This window comes from Pontibacillus salipaludis, from assembly GCF_014642405.1.
Classification (GTDB): domain Bacteria; phylum Bacillota; class Bacilli; order Bacillales; family BH030062; genus Pontibacillus; species Pontibacillus salipaludis.
In genome coordinates this window covers 57,769-80,341 of the sequence record NZ_BMIN01000010.1, presented here as the reverse complement: position 1 = coordinate 80,341, position 22,573 = coordinate 57,769, and the positions used below count along the sequence as shown (strand labels likewise).

18 protein-coding genes are annotated in these 22,573 nt (G+C 41.1%); 12 read left to right on the top strand and 6 right to left on the bottom strand.

Annotated features, from left to right (window positions below; translation table 11 throughout):
- Nucleotides 1-17 precede the first annotated feature (17 nt).
- From IEW76_RS12170 to IEW76_RS12160, 3 genes are read right to left on the bottom strand one after another with little or no spacing between them, the layout of a single operon-like run.
- The gene (locus IEW76_RS12170) at nt 18-1,142 is read right to left on the bottom strand and encodes a Ger(x)C family spore germination protein (protein WP_188654212.1); all 1,125 of its coding nucleotides are present in this window, start codon (nt 1,140-1,142) and stop codon (nt 18-20) included.
- Complete coding sequence (locus tag IEW76_RS12165; RefSeq protein WP_188654211.1) at nt 1,139-2,251, bottom strand: GerAB/ArcD/ProY family transporter; 1,113 nt, start codon at nt 2,249-2,251, stop codon at nt 1,139-1,141. The genes IEW76_RS12170 and IEW76_RS12165 overlap by 4 nt, the downstream gene beginning before the upstream one ends.
- Before the next feature lie 9 nt (nt 2,252-2,260).
- The gene (locus IEW76_RS12160; protein WP_188654210.1) at nt 2,261-3,772 is read right to left on the bottom strand and encodes a spore germination protein; all 1,512 of its coding nucleotides are present in this window, start codon (nt 3,770-3,772) and stop codon (nt 2,261-2,263) included.
- Between the two features lie 198 nt (nt 3,773-3,970).
- Here IEW76_RS12160 and IEW76_RS12155 point away from each other — a divergent pair, with 198 nt between their 5' ends.
- From IEW76_RS12155 to IEW76_RS12100, 12 genes are all read left to right on the top strand, one after another.
- Entirely contained in the window at nt 3,971-4,999 is a 1,029-nt protein-coding gene (locus IEW76_RS12155; RefSeq protein ID WP_188654208.1) for a TIGR00341 family protein, read from the top strand.
- Nucleotides 5,000-5,474: 475 nt separating this feature from the next.
- A complete protein-coding gene (locus IEW76_RS12150) occupies nt 5,475-7,226 on the top strand; it encodes an ABC transporter ATP-binding protein (protein ID WP_188654206.1) in 1,752 nt (583 codons plus the stop codon).
- Nucleotides 7,223-9,256: an ABC transporter ATP-binding protein gene (locus tag IEW76_RS12145; RefSeq protein ID WP_188654205.1), complete on the top strand. Its 2,034-nt coding sequence runs from the start codon at nt 7,223-7,225 to the stop codon at nt 9,254-9,256. Before IEW76_RS12150 ends, IEW76_RS12145 begins: the two co-directional genes overlap by 4 nt.
- Nucleotides 9,257-9,380: 124 nt before the next feature.
- Nucleotides 9,381-10,250, top strand: a complete 870-nt coding sequence (locus IEW76_RS12140) for a S1 family peptidase (protein WP_188654203.1) — start codon at nt 9,381-9,383, stop codon at nt 10,248-10,250.
- A gap of 71 nt (nt 10,251-10,321) precedes the next feature.
- Nucleotides 10,322-11,092: a PRC-barrel domain-containing protein gene (locus IEW76_RS12135; protein ID WP_188654201.1), complete on the top strand. Its 771-nt coding sequence runs from the start codon at nt 10,322-10,324 to the stop codon at nt 11,090-11,092.
- Nucleotides 11,093-12,034: 942 nt separating this feature from the next.
- Entirely contained in the window at nt 12,035-12,775 is a 741-nt protein-coding gene (gene sigI / locus IEW76_RS12130; RefSeq protein ID WP_188654199.1) for an RNA polymerase sigma factor SigI, read from the top strand.
- Nucleotides 12,772-14,088, top strand: coding sequence for an anti-sigma-I factor RsgI family protein (locus IEW76_RS12125; RefSeq protein WP_188654197.1), 1,317 nt, complete (start codon nt 12,772-12,774; stop codon nt 14,086-14,088). Before sigI ends, IEW76_RS12125 begins: the two co-directional genes overlap by 4 nt.
- Nucleotides 14,089-14,265: 177 nt before the next feature.
- Nucleotides 14,266-14,643: a DUF1499 domain-containing protein gene (locus IEW76_RS12120; RefSeq protein ID WP_229721224.1), complete on the top strand. Its 378-nt coding sequence runs from the start codon at nt 14,266-14,268 to the stop codon at nt 14,641-14,643.
- A 194-nt stretch (nt 14,644-14,837) separates the two neighbouring features.
- Complete coding sequence (locus IEW76_RS12115) at nt 14,838-16,460, top strand: DUF6583 family protein (RefSeq protein WP_188654195.1); 1,623 nt, start codon at nt 14,838-14,840, stop codon at nt 16,458-16,460.
- 37 nt (nt 16,461-16,497) lie between these two features.
- Nucleotides 16,498-17,712: an ABC transporter permease gene (locus IEW76_RS12110; protein ID WP_188654193.1), complete on the top strand. Its 1,215-nt coding sequence runs from the start codon at nt 16,498-16,500 to the stop codon at nt 17,710-17,712.
- Nucleotides 17,681-18,703, top strand: a complete 1,023-nt coding sequence (locus IEW76_RS12105; RefSeq protein WP_188654191.1) for an ABC transporter permease — start codon at nt 17,681-17,683, stop codon at nt 18,701-18,703. The genes IEW76_RS12110 and IEW76_RS12105 overlap by 32 nt, the downstream gene beginning before the upstream one ends.
- An 18-nt stretch (nt 18,704-18,721) precedes the next feature.
- Complete coding sequence (locus tag IEW76_RS12100; protein ID WP_188654189.1) at nt 18,722-19,447, top strand: ABC transporter ATP-binding protein; 726 nt, start codon at nt 18,722-18,724, stop codon at nt 19,445-19,447.
- A gap of 281 nt (nt 19,448-19,728) precedes the next feature.
- Here IEW76_RS12100 and IEW76_RS12095 read toward each other — a convergent pair whose 3' ends face one another.
- The 3 genes from IEW76_RS12095 to IEW76_RS12085 form a co-directional block, all read right to left on the bottom strand.
- Nucleotides 19,729-20,334: a TetR/AcrR family transcriptional regulator gene (locus IEW76_RS12095; protein WP_188654187.1), complete on the bottom strand. Its 606-nt coding sequence runs from the start codon at nt 20,332-20,334 to the stop codon at nt 19,729-19,731.
- A gap of 65 nt (nt 20,335-20,399) precedes the next feature.
- Nucleotides 20,400-21,968, bottom strand: a complete 1,569-nt coding sequence (locus tag IEW76_RS12090) for a GMC family oxidoreductase (protein ID WP_188654185.1) — start codon at nt 21,966-21,968, stop codon at nt 20,400-20,402.
- The gene (locus IEW76_RS12085) at nt 21,949-22,560 is read right to left on the bottom strand and encodes a gluconate 2-dehydrogenase subunit 3 family protein (RefSeq protein ID WP_188654183.1); all 612 of its coding nucleotides are present in this window, start codon (nt 22,558-22,560) and stop codon (nt 21,949-21,951) included. The genes IEW76_RS12090 and IEW76_RS12085 overlap by 20 nt, the downstream gene beginning before the upstream one ends.
- Nucleotides 22,561-22,573: the final 13 nt, after the last annotated feature.

The following is a 22,573-nucleotide window of genomic DNA, read 5'->3' as shown; positions in this document are numbered from 1 at the left end:
TAAGGTGGCTCTTTTCTTTATTTGATGATTCCGTGACGGACGATTCTTGTCTTTACTTGTGCATCTACGCTTATGTCTGGAATCATCTCTCTCCATTCTCCTTTTTCTTTTAAAGGACGTTTGGAATTGTATAGTTGGCCAAAGCCAATAGGATCTACTTGATTCTCTTTGAACACCTCTACTACACTTTCAATTTCTTTCTCAATTAAAGAAGCGAATTCTTCTTCTAACAATTTGACAACCTTAGGATCTTGAATTTTTAAGTCATCTGAAATTTCTAAGATCCGCCCTTCAAGTGTAATGTTTACTCTAAACTCTAGAGATTCAGGTGAGATGAGCTCTAGCTTACTTTTACTTTTAATCTCATCAAATGTTACAAACATCTGGTCAATGTCTTCGTGATTTCGATCGGATTTGAAGTACTCTTTAAATTTCTCTCGAGGTAAGCCAACCTCTAAATGACCTGCTTCAAAACGTGACTCAATTAACTTCAGATAGAACCCTTTTTTTACCGGAAGTTTACCAACGAGACGATCATCTTGCATAAGTGCTAAGTGACGTAGTACAGGCTTGCCGTCCTCTAAATTAAGCATAGGCAGTATGGGGTCCCGTCCTAAATCATAATAATCGTGTTGGAATTGATGAAGAGTACTATATGGGAGAACTTCGTTTCGAATGTTTTTCCGAATCATACTATTTAGGTAGTTCCCGATATCAGCTGCATCTTCCATTTTATTAGATGAAAGGATCGCTTTTGCGTCTTCCTCTGCAATGGTCATGTATAACAAGTCGGAAACAGCCGCATCACGTGCAAGGGTATCGGTTACTCTCATAACTCCTTTTTCAGCAAGCTTTGATCCAAAGACAGCCAGCCGGAGTTGTCCTGAAACAAGCTGCTTACTCGACTTTAAGTTCGCGTCTTGGCGTATACCCTTAGCTGAGTTAGCGCGACTCGTAATAATTTGTGAGACACTATTCGCATTCGGATCAAATTGGAAGAAAATCAGTGTCCCTTCCAAGAATCCTTCCTCTAATAAATCGTACCCAATTACCGTAATGATCCCAAGTCGTTCAATATACTTTCTTTCAACGCATCCCGTAAGAAGAACAAGGGCACAAAGAATACAAATCACCTTTCTCATTGTGAAGTTCCTCGCTTTCTTCGGATATAGTTCTTAAGTAAAACAATAGGCCAGAGAACGATTGGATAGACAAAGGCGATATAAAAGCCAACCGTTGCTAGCTTATCCGTGAAATAGTTAATTTGCAGACGGTCTTGGAATACAATCGTCCCAAAGAAAAGTAATATGGCGGCTACGTATAGAACTTGTTTCTGTCTCAAACCATATACTCTTTTAAATGTATGTGTGCATAACCACATAGCCGTTATCATATTCGGTAAAACAATCATCATCCACAATCCTACAGCGATAATGTCAAATCTTTCTGCAAAAGAGAATTGAATGATTTTAAACATGGAAAGAGTGGGCCAAATCAAGCGTTCCAACTGAGGGCCACTAAAGTAACCAATTGTTATAACAACAACGGCTAAGGTGAGAAGCGTAGTCCCCAATGCAGCTAGTTGAGCAGCTGAATGAGCTTTTCGTTTATTCTGAATGTATGGATAGATAAACAATAATACTTCAAACCCAACTAGAGAGTATGTGGTCTTAAATGCCCCGCTTGCAATGTCTGAATAAGAATTTCCCATAACTGGGAGGAAGTGATTCCATTCCATAAGCGAAATAGGCTTGTATAATACGATTAAAAGCCACACCGTTCCAACAAAGAACAAAAACGAAACCCCAACGATTACTCTCACTCCACCTAGAACGGCATAAACCACGAGTGATAGCAAGAATAAACACACTAGCCATGTAGGGACGGTTGGAAACAAAAATACCTGAATGACTTCAATGTAATTAAGTAAAACGGAAATCAGAAGACCGAAGAAGTATAGTGCTAAAATGGTTCCTAGAAATTTGCCAACGAATTTCCCAAAGATATCTACTTGAATTCCAGGCAAATCAGCGCTCTCATATTGTTGTAAGATCTTCCCCATACAAAATACACTGATGCTCATCCAAACGCCTGCTACTAGAATGGAAATCCACGCATCTTGTTTGGCTGTACTGTATATATGTGTGGATATCCCCATAATCCCTGTCCCGACTTGAGTAGTGTGGATAAGGAAAAAAACGTAGAACGCCTGAATTTGTATTCCTACTGGTACTTGAAGTTGTATTTTCATAATGCATCCCTACTCATCGATATCTCTTTTCTTTTTAGCTTCTTTTTGAGAGAATTTCACAGGTTTTTTCGTTTCATTTACTGTCGGTCGTCTGTTCGCTCGTGACCATGGCAGACGTATAATCGAATTATCGAGATCTGCAAAATGGAATGGATAGAGTGGAGATAAGTAAGGTGTGCCGAGTGAAGACACCTTGAGTAAATGAATAATTAAGAAGGATAAGCCAAGGAAGATTCCTAAGAGCCCCCACAATCCAGATAGGACGATCATTGGAAACCGAATGACTCGTATCGCTCCTCCCATCATATAACTTGGCGCTGTAAAGGAAGCCAATGCGCTTAATGCTACTATGATGATTAAGATATTACTCGTAAATCCTGCTTTAACTGCAGCCTGACCCAATACAATACCTCCCACAATACCCATTGTCTGACCAACTTTAGTTGGTAACCGAGCTCCAGCCTCACGGAGTAACTCGATTAACAATTCTAGAAGCAATGCTTCAAAGACAGGTGGAAATGGCACGTTTGCCCTTGATTGTCCCAGTGACACAAGAAGGGAAGAAGGGATGACTTCCACGTGAAACGATAGGGCGGCTACATAAATAGGAGTTAATAAGATCGACAGGAACATTGCGGCTAAACGCATTATTCGAAGGAATGTCCCAATATTCCATCTAAAATAAATATCTTCAGTAGACTCTAAAAAACTAAATAAAGTTGCGGGCGTAATGAGAACCGTGGGACTTTTATCTACCATAATCCCGACTTTTCCATTGATTAAAGAATTGCAAAATCGATCTGGAAGTTCTGTCGTTAATAGCTGGGGAAAGATGCTTGTTGATCGATCCTCAATCAATTGCGCCACCACATTACTGTCCATCACGTCATTTACATCTAAGTCTTCGAGTCGCTGGCGTACGGTGTTAATTAAATCTTCGTTGGCAATGTTTGTTAAGTATGCAATGCGAACTTCAGTAGGGATTTCTTTCCCAATAATTAACTTCTCTGTCTTGAATTCAGGGGTGTCTAATCTCCATCTAATGATATTTAAGTTCGTCACCATAGATTCTGTAAAAGCAATTTGTGGACCGAGGACAAGTGATTCATTTTCTGCACGTGAAACTGCGCGCCTAGCTTGTTCAGGGATATAATACGTAATCGGTTGATCGTCTTCCTCTACATAAATTCCAACACCGCCTTGTATGAGTTCTTTTGCTACAGATACAAGCTTGTCATGTAAGGTGCTAGAAGCGAGAGGGACTTCGTTTTGGATCATCTTAGCATCCCATGTTTTATCTTGTGAGGCCAGGAGTGTATCTAATATGCTTCTGTGTAGCTGTTCTTTGTTAATCTGGTACGTAAAGTAGAATACGATAACCCGTTTCTGGCCTAGCGTATAAGTAGAGAAATTCAAGTCCGGACTATCCTGTAGCATGGTGGATAATTGTTTCTTTAACTCTTCAATGGTACAGGGAAATAGATCACTTGGTTTTTTCTTTTTCTGAACAGAACGTCGCATTTCGATCCTCCTTTTTATCGAGCATTTTTTGTTAGTATAAGGAGAATTCCATAATTTATAAGGTGCAAAGAAAAAAGATTATTATGTGATTCAAAAGAGGTGCGTTGTAGGATTTTGCACCAAAAGTACATAGGAATGTTCATTTTCTCCGATACTAATAAAACGAAAATGAATCTAGAAGAAAAGGGCGAGGTCGCGATGAGCCTGCAATTAATTGAAGCGTATGTTCCCGATAAACATTTCGAAAAGGTCAATGAAAAATTACAAGAACAGCCTCATACTTCTTATTGGGTGTCGAGTGAGTCAGAAGAGAGGATGCTTATTCGCATCCTAGTAGACTCGGATGAAGTGGAAGAGATTTTAAATTATTTAGAGAGTGTTTCCAATGTTGTAGACGGATTTGAAACGATGCTCATTCCGGTTCGCACGTATCTATCACGGGAAACGTTAAATAGTGAGAGTAAGGAAGAGACAACTCAAGAAGATGCGGATGAGGAAGAGAAGCAAATTCTTCTTCGAGCAAGCCGACAAGAACTTATATCATTTGTAGAGCGTAATAGTGTCACAACCTTGAATTATTCCCTGATGATCTTTTTCTCTGCCGTAGTGGGTTCGATGGGGTTCATTAAAGACAGTGATGCTGTAGTAATTGGGTCGATGGTAATTGCGCCCTTAATTGGTCCGGTTATTGCAACTGCTTTCGCTGCTATTCTAGGAGATTACAAATTGCTTGGGAAGGCAGCTTTAACTTCTTTTGTAGGAGTAGCGATTGTGGTAGTAATGGCCATTCTTTTCAATTTTATCTTTCATATGAGTGGCGAGTCCTCCCAATATACTTCTAGGACGGGAGTGACAGGATCTGATTTCTTCTTAGCCCTCGCAGCTGGGGGAGCAGGTGCCATTGCTACCTTGAACCGAAAAGCGGGAAACTTAGTTGGAGTGATGGTCGCAGTTGCCTTATTACCACCTAATGTTGCGCTCGGTATGTCAATCGGAAAAGGATTATGGGGAGAGGCGTATGGCTCCTTCCTGCTTGTAACGGTCAATATTATGTGTATATTACTGTCAGCAGTTATTGTTTTCTCTTTAGCAGGTATTCGACCTGTGCGTTGGAAAGAAGTGCAGAGAGCTAACGTGTCCAGATCTTTGTCTATTGTATTTGTACTCATTATTGTCGCTTCTTTAGTAGGGGTCATCTTCCTTGGCGAGGGCGTTCCTTTACAGTAATTTTAATTTGATTTGTCATAAACTTGTGAGAAACTCATATAGTAAAAAAGAAAATCGTGGAAAGTTATTGACTTAAGATTTTGAAAATTATATACTTTAAACACTATTTATGAAAGGGAGGTCACATCAAAATGAACAACCGTAAAATTGTAATTATGATTGCCATGAATATGAATAATTACGTGACCTCATCCTTCTCGTAAAAGATTCCGGTCTTAAGGTATCTTTTTGTTCATTTTGAGACGTGTGGAGGTTGCGACAAGATCGTAGCCTCTTTTTTTGTGCCTTTAGCACATACGTTAAGAGCCTAACGTATGTGCTTTTTTTGTGTTTAATGAGGTTTAGCAGCTTGTCTGCTTCATCTATATAAAAAATTTTAGGAGGCGTTATTATGGAAAGAAACATTCGTATGTATGGATCAAAGCAGGAGATGGAAGGCGGCTAACAAAGGAATAATTGGAAAGTTGGTGACTAGATGTTTTCGGTTTTAGGGAAATTAAATTGGTTTTTTAAAGAACATTGGATCAGATATTCAATCGCTATTATTTTATTAGTCTTTGTGAGTGCCATCGATATTTTACCTCCGAAATTAATCGGAGCTGCTATTGATGGGATTCAGTTTGAATCGTTAACGAGAGAGAAATTAACAGAGTTGATTTTTTGGTATGTAATCATTCTCGTGGTGAGTTATGTTGTTTCCTATTATTGGGGCTTTTTATTATTTGGTGGAGCGATGATTTTAGAGCGGAAGAAACGTTCTAATTTAATGCAACATTTCCTGGCTATGACGCCCACGTTTTTCGGCAAATATCGAACGGGTGATTTGATGGCCCGGTCTACGAATGATTTAAAAGCGATCTCCATGACAGCTGGGTTTGGAATATTAACACTTGTTGATTCAACTTTTTTCATGGTTATGATTGTGGGGGTAATGATTTTTACGATTAGTTGGAAGCTTACACTCGCAGCTCTTATTCCGCTACCCATTATGGCTTTAATGATGAATCGATACGGCAAGACGATTCACGAACGGTTCACGAAGGCCCAAGATGCATTTGGGGATATGAACGACAACGTATTAGAGTCCGTTAGAGGTGTGCGGGTGATCCGTGCCTTCGTTCAGGAAAAGGAGGATGAAGAACGGTTTCAGAATATGACGCACGATGTTTACGAAAAGAATGTTGAAGTTGCTAAGATTGATGCGATGTTTGAACCTACGATTAAAATTCTTGTAGGACTTTCTTATACGATTGGTCTAGGATATGGGGCTAACCTTGTATTTGTAAATGATATTACGCTTGGCCAACTGGTTTCATTTAACGTTTACCTTGGGATGTTGATCTGGCCAATGTTTGCTGTGGGAGAATTAATTAATGTAATGCAACGGGGAAATGCCTCCCTAGACCGTGTTAATGACACTCTTGGGTATGAAGCTGATGTGAAAGACCCGGCACATCCTAAACATGTACCGATGCCATCCGTTGTCCATTTCGATCATGTTACGTTTCGTTATCCGGACACAGATCGGGATCAATTACAAGATATAAATTTAACGGTGAAGCGTGGTTCTACCATTGGAGTTGTTGGCAAAACAGGTGCTGGGAAAACGACACTTTTCCGTCAGTTATTGCGTGATTATTCTGGGATGGAAGGACGTTTAACTGTAGCTGGCACACCACTTGAAGAAATATCCCTTGAAGCTTCAAGAGGTTGGATTGGGTATGTTCCTCAGGATCAGATCCTTTTCTCCAAAACGGTACGGGAGAATATTCAATTTGGTCAAGACAATGCAACGGATGAGGAAATTGAGCGAATTCTGGAGCTGGCCTATTTAAAGAAAGATATCGATAACCTTCCTAATGGACTCGATACAAAGGTCGGTGAGAGTGGGGTTACCTTATCCGGAGGGCAAAAACAGCGTGTGTCCTTAGCGAGAGCTTTGATTATGGATCCTGAGATTCTCCTTTTAGATGATTCTATGTCGGCTGTTGATGGTAAAACAGAAGCGAACATTATTCAACATCTAAAAGAAGAGCGAAAGGATAAGACGACATTTATAGCGGCGCATCGCTTGTCTGGCGTACAACATGCTGATGAAATTATTGTTCTTGAAGATGGGTGTATTTCAGAGCGTGGTACTCATGAAGAACTTATGAAGCAAGGTGGCTGGTATAAAGATCAGTTTACGAAACAGCAGATGAATCAAGAGGAGGTGGATGATCAGTGAAGCCTTCGACAGAGAAGCGGTTGTTTCAATACGCGCTAACCAGTAAAAAGACGATTTTAATTGGACTTTTGTGCCTGGCCATAGCGGTTGCGCTTGAATTAACGGGTCCTTTTATTGCCAAGCGTTTAATAGATGAACACATATTAGGAATCGAGGCAAACTGGATTCAAGTTGAAGAGGATAACGACCGCCATGTTGTTCCTTATCAGGGTGAACTCTATAAGAGGGAAGATCGTCTGAAATCAGGCGATGAGACAGGAGAGGTGGCTACGATCCTGCAAGTAGGAAAGTCATATTATTTCATACCATCTGATGTTCCAACTTCGGGGAAAAAGTCTGTTGAACAAGGTACAATCACGATTTCGACAAGTGATGATACCGTAACGGCTGAGGCTACTAAAATGAGTCGTGGAGAACTGTACGGCTTCTTCAAGCCTGAGACACAAGCGATTACCTGGCTTCTTGTGTTGTATGTTGGACTATTGATGATTGCAGCTGTATTTCAATATGGGCAGACGTACTTGCTTCAAATCTCATCCAATCAAATTATTAAGCGGATGCGAAATGATATCTTTGCACATATCCAGCGCGTTCCGATTGATTACTTTATTAATCGGCCTGCAGGGAAAATCGTGGCTCGTGTGACGAATGATACAGAGGCTATTCGTGAACTTTATGTAAAGGTTCTGGCTACGTTTGTAACTAGCGCTATTTATATGACGGGAATTTACATTGCACTATTTCTATTAGACCCGAAACTCGCTTCTCTTTGTTTACTGTTGATCCCGATCATGTTTATTTGGATGAAGCTGTATAAGACGTATGCGGGAAAGTACAACCAAGTCATTCGTTCAACGATCAGTGATCTAAACGGTAATATTAATGAAGCGATTCAAGGGATGCCAATCATTCAAGCATTCCGTCGCCAAAAGCAAGTAACAGAAGAGTTTGAACGAATGAATGAGAAGCACTACACGTATCAAAAGAAGTTGTTGAAGTTAAATTCGTTAACGTCTTTTAACCTGGTTAATGTTCTACGAAATCTCGCTTTTGTAGCGTTTATTTGGTATTTTGGTGGAGCTTCGCTTGGTGTTGGTTCGATTGTGACAGCAGGTGTGTTATATGCGTTTGTGGATTATCTCAATCGTTTGTTTCAGCCTGTTATTGACGTGGTCAATCAACTAGCTCAGCTTGAGCAGGCTCGAGTGGCTGCGACGAGAGTGTTTGAATTAATGGACCACGATGGAGAAGTCGTTCAATCTGCTCCGATTGAACGCTATAAAGGGAATATTGCGTTTAAGGACGTCAGTTTTGCTTATGAAGCGGAAGATTATGTCCTGAAGAATATTAACTTTCGTGCAAACTCAGGAGAAACCGTAGCATTTGTCGGGCATACGGGATCTGGAAAGAGTTCTATTATGAATCTTTTATTCCGTTTTTACGATCCACAAAAAGGTTCCATTACAATTGATGGCATGGAAACAAGACAATTATCCAGACAGCAAGTACGTAGTCATATGGGCATCGTGTTACAAGATCCCTTTCTGTTTACAGGGACCCTTTTATCGAATGTGACAATGGGCGATCCTGCTATATCCAGGGAAAAAGCAATTGAAGCTTTAAAAGCGGTAGGGGCAGACACGTTTATTGAAAAGTTACCTCACCAATACGATGAGCCGGTGAAAGAGAAGGGAAGTACACTCTCTGCCGGGGAGCGTCAGCTTATTTCTTTTGCAAGAGCCTTGGCTTATGATCCAGCGATCCTTATTTTGGATGAAGCTACGGCTAATATTGATACAGAAACAGAAAGAATGATTCAAAACGCTTTGCAAGTGTTAAAGAAAGGGCGAACGACACTAGTAATCGCTCATCGCCTGTCTACGATTCAACAAGCAGACCAGATTCTTGTGCTTGATCATGGCCGTATTGTTGAGCAAGGAGATCACGAAACGTTGCTTCAACATAACGGAATTTATCAACAAATGTATCAAATGCAACAAGGCAGACTGGAACAAGCAATCATTTCGTAGCATAATAAGAAGTAGGCGCCAAAGCGTCTACTTCTTTTTTTAGGGAACAGACACACACACACTTTAACGCAGTACAGTAACGCATGGTGTCTGGCACCCTTTAGTTCGTTAAAGGGGGTCGATTATGAACGAGGATTACAAGAATAAAGATAATGCGGCTGATATTATAGATGCCGATTTATATGAAGAAATTGATGATGAGGAAATGAAAGAGATATTAGATGAAGAACGGGCGAAGCAAAGGGAGAAGCAGGAGGAAGAAGAAGAGAAACCAAAGCGACCTTTTCCAAAGTGGGCGTTTTGGCTTATTGCTATAATGATGGCCATTAATATTGTCGGTATTCTGCCGCGAACGTTCTCTCTTCCAGCTGTTGATTTCCTTGTGAAGTCAGCTGAACTTATGACAAACCCTGATATTGATCGGTACCAGAAATCCGTTGTTGTTATTGAGTCCGGTCAATCTAAGGGGACAGGATTTTCAATCTCTGAAGATGGATATGTCATTACGAATGAACATGTGATCGATAATGAGATGCCTATTACAGTCGCATTTGAAGATGAGGGACTGTATGGAGGTGAAGTGGTTCAGACCTTTGAGGACGTAGACCTTGCCTTATTGAAGGTAGAGCCGAATGATGGTGAGTCATTGCCTTACCTTCCCCTTGCTGCTGAAACGACATTTGAAGAACGGGAGCATGTGTTTTTTATCGGAAATCCACTGCGTTTTAATGGCATCGCGAATGAAGGAGAGGTTATTGGCTATCGAGACTTAAGTGATTGGGAACGGCAAGTTCTCATGCTTGAAGCCCCTATCTATCACGGGAACAGTGGGAGTCCTGTGATCACAGAGGATGGAAATGTCATTGCTGTAGTCTTTGCAACGATTAAGGATGACTTGCACGGGAAAGTTGGATTGGCTGTGCCCATTACGTATTTCCATGAAAAGATACAGAATATAGATGAACCCATTTCCCTTCCTTCCAAAGAAGACTGAATCGTTTGAGTTTTGTCCTCTAGTGGTACATAGATAGTAGAAAGTCGATACTACTAGAGAGGTGACAAACGTTGTTATTAAAAGGAAATTTACTAGAGAAATTTCGCTTGGATGCTAGTGACGGAGAACTTGGGAAAATTAAGGATCTGTACTTCGACGATAAGAAATGGGCACTTCGCTATGTGGTCGTCGATACACGAAAATGGCTACCAGGAAGAAAAGTTGTCTTATCCCCTACAGGCATTAAGGAAATCAACATGGGAGATCAGCTTGTTTATATGGACAATGATAAAGAATCGATACGTAACGCTCCTACAATAGAAGAAGAAGCACCAGTGTCTCTACAAAAAGAACAAGAAATGGCAAATTATTACGGTTGGTTTCCGTACTGGAAAGGTGACTCCTTATGGGGAACAACTGGAGCGCCGGAAATGGTAGGACCTGACTTGTCCCAAGAAACACCGACCGTAACTGAAAATGAATTTAATGAAGAACCCAATCACCACCTTAGAAGTATGAATGAAATAAAAGGTGATGAAGCAGGATATCAAATAGAAGCTGTTGATGGAAGAGCTGGCTTTATCGAAGACTTCATCATAGAAGACCAGTCATGGGGAATTCGCTATGTTGTAGTCAAAACCGTTGAGAAGCTAGGCGGAAAACGAATTCTGCTTTCACCAGATTGGATGGAAACCATAGACTGGGGAAAGAAAAGCATCCCTGTGGACCTCGATTATAAGCGAATTCAAGATGCACCAGAATACGACCCAGAACAACCTGTAACACGTGACGATGAAGAGAAGATCTACCAAGCATTCCAAAAACCAAAATACTGGCAATAAGTGAAAACCCTCTAAGTCTTTATAAAACTTAGAGGGTTTTTATTGTTTTCCATATAAGCTCCTTATGCGTAGGACTCGAAGCTGAGAGAATGCTTCCGTTTGCTTAGAATGAGGATAAGGTGGTTCGGGAAATCACTCGCTTTCCGCGGCGAGCGGGGGAGCCTCCTCGTTCGCTACCGCTCTCTGCGGGGTCTCCCCTAGATGGAATGTGCAGGCGTGGTGCCTAGGGCCGTACGGATAAGACAGCTTTTTGGAAAAGGCGATAAGCCTTTGGAAAAAAGATGACTTATCACGCTAGGTCCTCCACGCCAGAACTAGACTGGCTCCTACTGCCGCAGGAGTCTCGCAATTTCCCGAACCACCTTTGCCATATATAGAAGAACGGAAGCATGCTATATAAGGGGGGGGATGAATATCCCTGCCACGAGCGAGTTTTATGGGGCCGTTCTACCACTTTTGGTAAGGGGGGCTGGGGAACGGGGAGACTCCTGCAGGAGAAAGAGGTCGACGAGACCCCGGAGCGAACGTAGTGAGTGAGGAGGCTCGACAGCTCGCCTGCGGAAAGCGAGTCGTTCCCCAGCCCCCCTATCACTCAATAAACGTAACGGTCCCACTCTACTCCTCTCCCCCTTCCCACCATCATTTCATTGCTCGTTTTATGTGTAATAAAGGAAAATAGTCTACTTTTATCCTAATCGTTCAGGTGCCCTCTGGCTGTAGGGATCAGAGAATATGGTTAGAATCTACTGTAGATATAGGTAGAAATATGTTGTATGATACCCATATTGATTAAGGCTAAACCCGCGTCATGATAGGAAATTCATGGCTTTAATATGACACTGAGTGAAATGTTTTTGTAACAAAACTGCAAAAAAAGATCTCGAAAACACCCAAAAAAAGATCGACCAAAGCGAAATTTATAATAGCTGGAGGTGACCAGGGTTGATCAGACGTCTGTGGAAAAAGGAAAAGGATGGGTCACTAGAAGAGCAAGTAGCACTTGTTCAAGAAGGTGATGAAGAGCTTCAAAACCATCTTATTAAAAAATATCAACCTTTTATCGCCAAAAGTGTATCAGAAGTATGTAAAAGATATATAGATCCTACAAAAGATGATGAATTTAGTATTGGTTTAATGGCTTTTAATGAAGCGATGCATTCTTACTCAGCTGATAAAGGAAGTTCATTTCTTTCCTTTGCTAAGCTGGTAGTTAAGCGTAAAGTCATTGACTATATTCGTTATGATCGTAACAATCCTGTGGTAGCCTCTTTGGACCAAGAGTACGAAGATGATGAGCAAATGGAAAACCCTCAAGAGGTTAAGGCTGCTAAGGAACGTTACCAATCTGAAACAGAAAGCTGGTACCGTCGCACTGAAATACAAGATTTCAGTGAAAAGTTGAAAGAGTATAAACTGTCATTTCAAGAACTTACAGAGGTGGCACCTAAACACCGTGATGCACGAGAATCTGCCATTCATGTGGCACGTACAGTTTATCATCATGAAGAAATGAGGGAATTTGTGCTTGAAAAGCGAAAACTCCCTATGAAACAACTGATTAATGAAGTGGAAGTTAGTAAGAAGACACTTGAACGGAACCGAAAGTTTGTTTTAGCCATTTTCATCATTTTGAATGAGGATTACGTATATTTGAAAGATTATATCAAGGGGGTGGGCCTGTGAAAAAAGGGGTTGTCATGGAACAACACCGACGATATACCATCGTAATGACGAGTGAAGGAACCTTTCACAAAGCTAAAGCCATTCAGTCTTCCCAACCTGGAGATGAAGTTTCATTTGAGCCGTTACCAGAGCGTAAGGAACTTGGTCAGTTCTTCCCTAATATAATGAAACCCAATGTTCGTTTTATCGCTATGGTTGCAGCACTCTTGATTGCGATTCTCCCTCTTTATTCTTGGATTGATTCAAATCGAGCGTATGCTTATGTCAATATTGAAATGAATCCAAGCATTGAGATGAAGGTTAACGACAAGATGAAAGTCATCGAGATGATGCCTCTCAATGATGATGCTGGCTTAATTGTTGAGAAGGTCACGGACTGGAAGAATAAAGCTGTTGAAAAGGTTACATTTACCGTTATAGAAACAGGCAAAGAGATTGGTCTTATAAACGAGAAAAAGAGTGTTATGATTGGCGTCAGTCATGAAAGCACGGTTCGACAAGAGGGAGACGTTCTTCAAACGATTGATCACTACTTACAAGATCATTCGGTAATGGGGATGAATATTGCGACGTTCGCCGTTCCAAAATCTATCCGTGAACAAGCGGAAAGTAATGGGAAATCCATGAACGATATGCTTGCTCAATCGCTTCAATTTTCTCGTTCTAGCAATATGACGAGCGATCCATCGATTCAGATGTCCGAGAATGAAGTTAAGGCTTTTAATAACCATTATAATAAGGCTCAAGTAGAAGCACCTGACTCATCATCTGAAGAAGAATCGACTCAGAAAAAGGAACCGGAACCGTCATCAAATGATGAAAAACAAGAAGAAAAAGAACAACCTAAGCAACAACCAGAACCTCACTCGAAGAATGAAATTGAACCGTCTACCCCGTCTACAGATCCGGTGAATCCTGCTGGTAAAGAAAAAGGGTGGGCGAAACAAGGTAAGCAAAAGGAAGATCCACCTGGGAAAAGCGTGGCTCTTCCTTCCGATCTTGTATCTAAAAAACAAGAAATCATTCAAGAGCTAAATCCAGGTTTACAGAAAAAAGTTCAGTCTTATAATAACTGGAACACATTGCCCCACGGTATTAAAAAGCAGGTCTTAGAGGTCTATCACTCATTAAATAGCCAGGAAACAGAAGATAAGCATAAAGCTAAAGGTAAGAGTGGAAAAAAGCAAAGTAATAACGGCAAAGGCAATAGCAGTAACAACGGTAGCGGCAATAGCAATAATAATGGGAATGGTAAAGGAAATGGTAAAGGCAATAGCAATAATAACGGTAATGGAAATGGAAAAGATAAGTAGAAGTAGATGGACATAGAACGAAAAAGAACAGATGAGAAGGACTTCTTTTAAGGCGGGGAGTGGGAACGCCTTGGAAGAAGTCTTTTTTTAGTATGTATAGATTTAGAAGGATAGCCTATCAGAAAGTAGGCAACGTGTGTGAATTTGGGTATGCTAGTAAAAAAGGAGTGTTGGATCTTGTCTAATTCTAAACTAGGAGTTCAAGACGGAAAATTAGCTGCGTGCCCATCATCGCCAAACTGTGTGTCAACTCAGGCGGAAGATGCTTCGAAGAAAATGGAACCTCTTCCCTTCAAAGGGACACGTGAGGAGACAAAGGCTAAATTAAAAACCATTCTAGAAGAGTATGATCGTGTTTCGATCGATGAAGAAAGAGAAGATTACATTCACGCAACGTTTAAAACAAAAATCATGCGTTTTACTGATGATGTTGAATTTTATCTTGATGAATCGGCGGAAGTGGTCCATTTTCGCTCGGCTTCACGAGTGGGATATTCAGATCTTGGGAAAAATCGTTCGCGTATGGAAGAAATCCGAGAATTATATAATCGTTAACAGAAAAGTCTCTATTTTAGAGGCTTTTTTCCTATTTTATCTCTTTTTTCTGTAACGGTGTTTTCCTGGTAATTTACATAATAGTATAATGAGTAAGGCTTTTACATTATCTACGAATCTGTGAAACCTTTTCCTCATATATTCGTAGAACAACTATTAACCATTTACACAGGAGGACAGAAAGGGAGAGATACATGAGCAATCAACAGCAAGCGAAAAAGGGCGTTAACAAGTGGCTTGTTACGCTCTTAACGATTGTCGTAATTGGAGCTTTTGGGGCTACGGCGTACGGAATGTTACAAGATTCAAATCCGATGACAATGTACATGAAAGCACAAAAGAACACGATGGAAGACCAGATGGAGCGTATGGAAGAGTACACAGGAAGCAATAAGGAAATTTATGACCGTCAATTAGAAGAAGCTTATGAGACGGATGGAAATGTAACGATGGATCTTAAAGTAGATGGGCAACAGATTCAACAAGCTTTTCCTCAAATGGGGATGATCCAAGGAATTCTTTCCACGCTGAAAATAGAGTATAATTCAAAGATTAACCCAGAATCAAAAGAAACGTTTGCAAGTGCTGATTTAACGATGCAAGGAAATAGCATTGCAAACGGTAGTTTTTACCAAAATGAAGAAACTGCGGCTGTACAAGCACCATTTGTATACGATCAGTATTTTGCACTTGGTAATGACGAACTAGGTGCATTTGTAGAACGTATGGGCGAATCAAGTGAAGGTCTTAATGAGCTTCCGAACCTAGCGGAATACTCTCAAATGCAACTGACTTTTGAAGAAACAGAAGAAATCCTTCAAGATTATGTAATGACTTTAGGGAAACAGCTAAACGAAGAACAGTTCTCTCTTAGTGAAGGTGCTACTTATGAAGGAGAGAAATACGATAAAGTAACAGTAGAGATTAGTGAAGAAGAAGCACATGATATGCTTGTTGCTGTTCTTGAGCAGGTAAAAGAAGATGAACGCATTTGGGACATCCTTAATCAACAAGCAGCTCTTCAGCAAGGAGTTAACTCTGTATCTGGAGAAGACATGAAAGCTGATATTAATAAAGCGATTGAAAATGTTGATTCTATTAAAATTCCTGGTGGTATTACGATTGAAGCGTATCTTAAAGACGATTTAGTCGCTCACCAAACGTGGAACATGGCTCTTCAACCAGAAAATGAAGAAAAAGTGTCTATGGAGATCACAAGTGATTATAGTAAAGAGAATGAAGATCGCTATACGAGCAGTGTAGACATGAAGGTTATGCCAGAGAACGAAGAGGGTGCGTTTACCCTTAGCTATAAAGAAGACGGAAAATCGAGTAAAGATGGAATGCATATAGACCACACAATTGGTGTGAACTCAGACATGCCTTCTGAGTCATTTGATATGACCCTCGTTCTAAATTCTGATCTTACAGAAGAAGGTTCTAAAACGGACTTTAACGTTGAACTATCTGGTGATCTGTTTGAGCAACAACCTGTTCCAAGCATTTCAGGATTTGTGAATATGAAGACGACTGAAGAAGGGGAAGACAGTTTCAATCGCAATGTCGATTATGGTCTTAACCTTAGTATGAACGATCCAATGATGGGAGATATGGCGGCTGAGATCGAACTGAATGTTGAACAGAATATCACGTTCTCGGATGACCTATCATTCCCTGAGTTAAAAGAAGGAAATACAGTACGTGTAATGGATCAATCTGATCAGGAATTACAGCAGATTGGGCAGGAGGTCCAGACTAACTTCCAAAAACACATTGGCTCACTATTAGGTGGTTTTGGTGGATTAGGTGGTTTCTAAATTGTGAAATCTGACCGTATTAAAGGAGGCAGACCGTATGAATGGGTTCTCGTTGTGGAGATATGAAATGAGGGCAACCGTTCGTCGGCCTGCCCCTCTTTTTTTATCCTTTTTTATTCCTCTTGCCATCATTGTTATAGCAGTCTTAAGCATTCAAAGTTTCTTTCAAGATGAAGAGAAACAGATTCAAGCCGCGATTGTGGATCATGACCAGACGTTTGAAACGAAATCCCTCGTCAATCAATTATCAGAAGAGAAACGGATGAAGCGTGCTCTTCAATTAGCTCCTATGACAAGTAAAGAGGCACTTGAAGCATTTGAGCGTGGGGACATTGCTGGGATTATGACGATTCCAAAGGGGTTCACGAAAAGTCTTCGTGTCGGGGAAAATGAACCGATTACCGTGATGACAAATCAAGAGAAGCCTCTTGATTCAACGATGTTGACTGTACTGCTTGAGAGTGGTGCCAAATACATCTCTGCATCTCAAAGTGCCGTAAACGCGGTATATGATTTACATATTAAACAATTACCAGGAAACGAACGAAATCAGAAACTTCAAGAAGCGATCGTGACATTTACGCTTTTTGCGTTAGATCGGAATGAAGCTTTTGAAGAAGATAAGGTAATTAGCGGAGCGAGCGTGGGGTGGAAGACTCATGCGATCATTGCTATAGTCTTAACCTTTATCGTATTCTTCATAATCTTATATCAAGCTTTGGATGGTGGCGCCCATTCTACCTCTATGAGTAGGAGGTGGAGGATGGTAAATCTCACCTTTATGCATCAAGTTATGGTTAAACAACTTAAATGGTGGCTCATCCTTTTCGTGATGTTAGAGGTTGGTGTGGGGATCATTGTATTTATGGACTTGCCCGTTTACTATTCAGCAGGACTTCACTTAGGGCTATTCTTAGTAGCGCTATGGTTATCTGCATTCGCTGCTTGCCTGTATGGACTGAATATTCAATCCAGTGTCAGATCACTTATTTTAGCGAGCATTTCTATTATTGGATTGATTAGTGCAGGAGCTTTTGTCCCTGAGATTTATTTGCCTGATTGGCTTTATCAAAAGGCAACTCCATTCGCGTTTTCATATGATGTGTTCCGTATGGCATTTGTGGAGCAGAGTGAAAGTATGCCATATAGAGGGTTGGTCCTATGGGGAATTGCATTCAGCTCTCTAGCACTATTCGCTGGGTATAGGAAGGAGAAGCGCGATGCTTACGTATCTGTCTTTACATCTAAATAAATGGAAGAAGCGCCCTGGCCTCGCGCTTTTTATACTCTTATTCCCAATACTAGTGACGATTTTATCTTATCCATTCTTTCAAAAAGCGGCTGAAGAAACGGCCGTTCCAGTGGCGATTGTGGATGAGGATGAAAGTTCTTATTCTACAACTGTAGTGCGTCGAGTAAGGGAAGCCGAGCGACTACACGTCTTATCCATGAGTTCCCCTGAGGCAGTGGAAAGTGTGCAAAAAGGGCAAGTTGAGGCTGCGTTTATTATAAAAAAAGGATTTCAAGATACGCTTCAAAATGGAGAGGTCGAAGAAACCATTACCTGGGTTCGATCTAATGAATCAACACTTGATGTCTTTGCGAAAGAAGCCATTGGGGCAGAATTAATGAGAATTTCGTTAAATGCCAAAGCAGGGAACACACTTGAACAAAGCTCTTCTGTTTCGTTTGAAAAAGGGTTTCAATATGCTGATCAATTTTGGGAGCCTGAACCTTTGTTTCAGATGGATTTCAAGAAGGGATCGTCTGAGGATGTAGCTCAAGGACCAGTTCCCCTTGCTTCCTGGCAAATGGTCACAGTAGCGCTGTACTTCCTTTATGCTTGGCTTGTAGCCATTTTATTCTTGAGAACCTTAATCAGAGACGAAGAAGCGGGAAGATTGCAGCGCATTAGGATTACACAATATACTACTTATTCTTATTTTGCAGGACATTTTCTGGTCATGATTGTATTAGGTATTGGAACCTTCCTTCCTGCAGCGATTGCGTTATTCTTCCTTTCCTCTACGTCGGTTCCTGTCAATGCAGAATGGAGCGGATGGGCTATGGCTGTGTTGGTAACGACTCTTGTCATTACGTGGTTCTTGTTCTTGGGACTAGGACGGAAAAGGTGGACGATTATACTCTTTATAGCACTAGCGGTAGGATCTTTTACACTGACTATTGCGGACCTTGGGTGGACTTTAGCTTGGCCACATAGCTGGTTAATTCATAAGCCATAACGAAAGGAGGAGAAGAATGTGATTCAATTCCATGATGTATCGAAACGATATAAGAGAAAAAGTGTCCTCAACCCATTTTCCCTCACCGTCAAAGAAGGGAGTGCTGTAGGCATTATTGGACCAAATGGCGCAGGAAAATCTACATTTTTGAAATTAGTTGCTTCATTAGAAAGACCATCAAATGGAACGGTATCTTTTTTTGGTGAATCTTATGAAAAGGCTATCCGTCGTGTTCGGGCTGAAATTGGGTACGTTCCACAAGAGATTGCCCTTTATGAAGAACTGACCGTTAAGGAGCAGTTATCATTTTGGAGAAAAATCGAGCCTGTCGAAGTGGACGAAGCGTTCTTAAATGAAATGATTCAAACACTACGGCTGAACGAAGTTTGGGATCAGAGGATCGACCGTCTTTCTGGGGGATGGAAGCGGAAGGTAAACATTTGTGTTGGAATGTTAAAGAACCCTTCTATTTGTTTATTGGATGAACCAACAGCTGGTGTGGACCTAGCAGCGAAAGAAGATATTATTGGCTGGCTTCGAAAACTTCATCAGGAAGGTAGAACGCTTCTCTATATTAGCCATGATTGGTACGAGTTAAAACAATTAAGTGATGAATATATGGTGTTTGCTTCAGGTAAGCCGGTTTTCCAAGGCAGCGAAAGGCGTTTATTGGAAGAAAAATCCAATTTAATGAATTCTTATAAAGGAGATCATGAACTCACGCGTATCCTCCAATATGTATAGATACAGAAAGGCTGTCTTGCTTTAAGCAAGACAGCCTTTTTTTGAGCCCGCTCCAGTACTTCAATTCCGTGTAATGAGCAATCGCTTATCATCTAGAACCCTTACAGTACTGAAGAGTGGCAATCAGAATTTGGAATGAAGGATTATGTTTAGTGAACGCCTTCATGGAATGGCTCCGTTTGTGATGCGAAGCGTACTCTTAATATGAGCACGTGGCGCCCACTTCATGAGTGGAAATTTTTTCGTTTGGTTGTTGGAGGTATGTTCATCGTTGCTTCAGTTCACTCTCTATTCTGTTTCCCGCTAATGCCGTAGAAAAATAATTGTAGCATTTCTTCTGTGAATTGTTGGGTGCTTTGTTTGTCTTGAAAAAATTCGCGGTTGTTACGCATGGTTTGGTTGTACATATTAATGTAAAACATTATCATATTCGCAGATAAAGAAGGACTTACTACTCCTTCTTCTTTGCCTTGTTCAACCAATTTCATGAACAAAGGGATTGAGTGGTTTTGAGCAAATTCATTCGCAAATTCTTTAATTTCTGGTTGGTTTGACATCAGGGTTTGCACGAAATCGAGGTCAAAGTCCAACATGTCTGTTGTTTTCGATGTTATGATATGGCGAATTTTTTCTTCAAAAGTAAGAGAGGAGTCGTCTATTAATTCTTGAAATGTCGTAAGGCGTTCAAAACCATATGATTTAATGGCTTCGAGCAAAAGTTGGTCTTTGCTTCCGAAATAATTGTAGATGGTTACTTGTGACACTTGGGCAGACTTAGCAATCTCCTGGATACTCACTTTCTGAACCCCATATTTAGAGAACAACTCAAAAGCTGTATTTAAAATTTTCTTCTTCTTTAGTTCTGTTCTTCGTTCAAAACCATTCATTGGCTCCACCTCTTCATCCCCATCATACCGTGGGTTTTGAAGCAAATCAATTCATTTAGTTCAAATCAACTGTCCCCATTTACCCCGATTTCTTTTGAAAATGTTTCAATATATTCAGCTGATCTCTTAGCTAAGCTGTAAATGGTCAGGGTTGGGTTAGCGGAAGGAGCAGTAACAAATGTAGGAGCTCCGACGATGAACAAGTTATCAATATCATGGCTTTGTCCGTAACTATTTACGACAGAGGAATGAGGGTCATTCCCCATCCGACATCCGCCCATCAGGTGCGCGTGTGCTCGTAGATGGTACAGGGGTTCACCGCCTGCTGCTGTGGCTATAGACTTCAATGTTTCTTTAGCATGTTCTCGTATAAGTAAATCATTTTCATGGTAAGAGAAGGTTACTTTTGGAATGGGAACACCATTACCATCGAGCTCATCCGTTAATGCAACTTGATTACTCGCCTGAGCGATCACTTCCCCAAGCATCGCAAAGCTTGCGAAATGATTATAGTCAAGCATTCTCATCCTCATATTCTCACCGATACATGTTTCGTCGTTTTCTAGAAACAGTGTAGCTAATCGTACAGGTCTCATTCCGTAAGAATTTAAGATGAATCCTCGCTTAAATCCATTCTCTTGACCACATAAATAGGGATCCATGGTTAACGCTTGAACGGGATTGCCTCGATACATTCGGATCTCCTCAGGGAACTTAGCGATGATATGGTCATTTGTGTTCGTCATTAGGTATTTTCCTACAAGCCCTGAAGAATTTGCCAAACCATTCGGAAAGTCGGCATTTTTTGAGTGCAGTAAAAGGCGAGGTGTCTCAATCGCATACGCTGCTAAAACGACAATTTTGACTTTGATTTCATGTTTCTGTCCATCTAACTTATAGTGGACGGTCTTTACTCGTTTTGATGGATCGGTAGCTAGAGATGTAACGGTCGCTTCTGGCAAAAGAGTAACACCACCGTGTAAGGCTTCTGGTATAAACGTGTTCAAAGGTGTAGTCTTTGCGTCTGGCATACATCCTTCCTCGCAAAAGCCTCGATTGATACAAGGGTGTCTATCCTCAAGTGGCGCTGATAGGATGGCAAGAGGGGAAACGGCGTGTTTCATCCCGATCTTCTCTAAGCCGGAACGGAATTTCAATGTATTATTTGAAAGGTCGTGATGAGCTGGGTATGGGAAGTGCTCGCCAAATGTCTGCCATGGAAAACGATTTGGCCCGGATAGGGAAAGACGTTTCGTCATGTGTTCATAATAAGGAAGTACGTCTTCGTATGAAATCGGCCAGTCTTCTCCAATGTCTTCTGTTGTCTTCGTTTTAAAATCACTTTTATGAAAACGTAAAAGTTGAGCTGTGTAATGGACCGCGCTTCCTCCGACACCTTTCCCAGATGTACTTCTGTGTAAATCGAGCGGGTCTTGCCCGACACTGACTCTTGGCTCATCCCAGAACAGTTTCTCCATTTCTAATTCATCACTTGCGAAATCTTTTTCTGGATCGCGGTGAGGCCCTGCATCGAGCATAACAACGCTTAGGTTTGTCTTGGCTAAATGAGCTGCGATGACAGAGCCTGCTGCTCCTGCGCCTACGATGCAAACATCAAACGAGGTTCTCGCCATGAGGCTTAGCCTCCCACTCATCGAACTGGTGAGGACCAAATGCGTAGTACCCCCTTGGGAAGGCAGGGCCTCCATAACCAATATCAGACCAAATAGCAGGATCTGAATAAATAATTTTTACAATTTCAGCCGATACCGTTGAGAAGAATAAATCGCTATGCACTTCAGCCCAAATAGAGGGATCACCATCGCTGCCTCTCCATTTTCTCACAAGCTCATTTCTTGTTTTTTCATCTAGTAGATAAAAGGTTTTTCCGTGTTCGGTTATGGCTTCTTGCTCCATAAAGGTTAACCCTTTTAAAATAATCGTTTCCTTGGAGAGATTAGCTCCTTTTGGGAAGGCTTTAAGCTTCTTTGCGGTTAATCTCTGATCGAGTACCATTGTCAGGCTTAAGGTTTGTTCTCCAAGATGTGAGGGAAATAACGTTTTAGCTAAAGCCTGTAAGGTGCGCTTCATATCAGGCGTTAAAATGGAACCCTCTGATGGATGAATGCGTGAGAATAGAACCTGCTGTGTAACAGGATCCCATTCATTCTTTTCGCTCATAACGTCATAAGTTGGGTAATGCGTTCGTTTTGGGTGCTTATCCATAATCATTTACTCC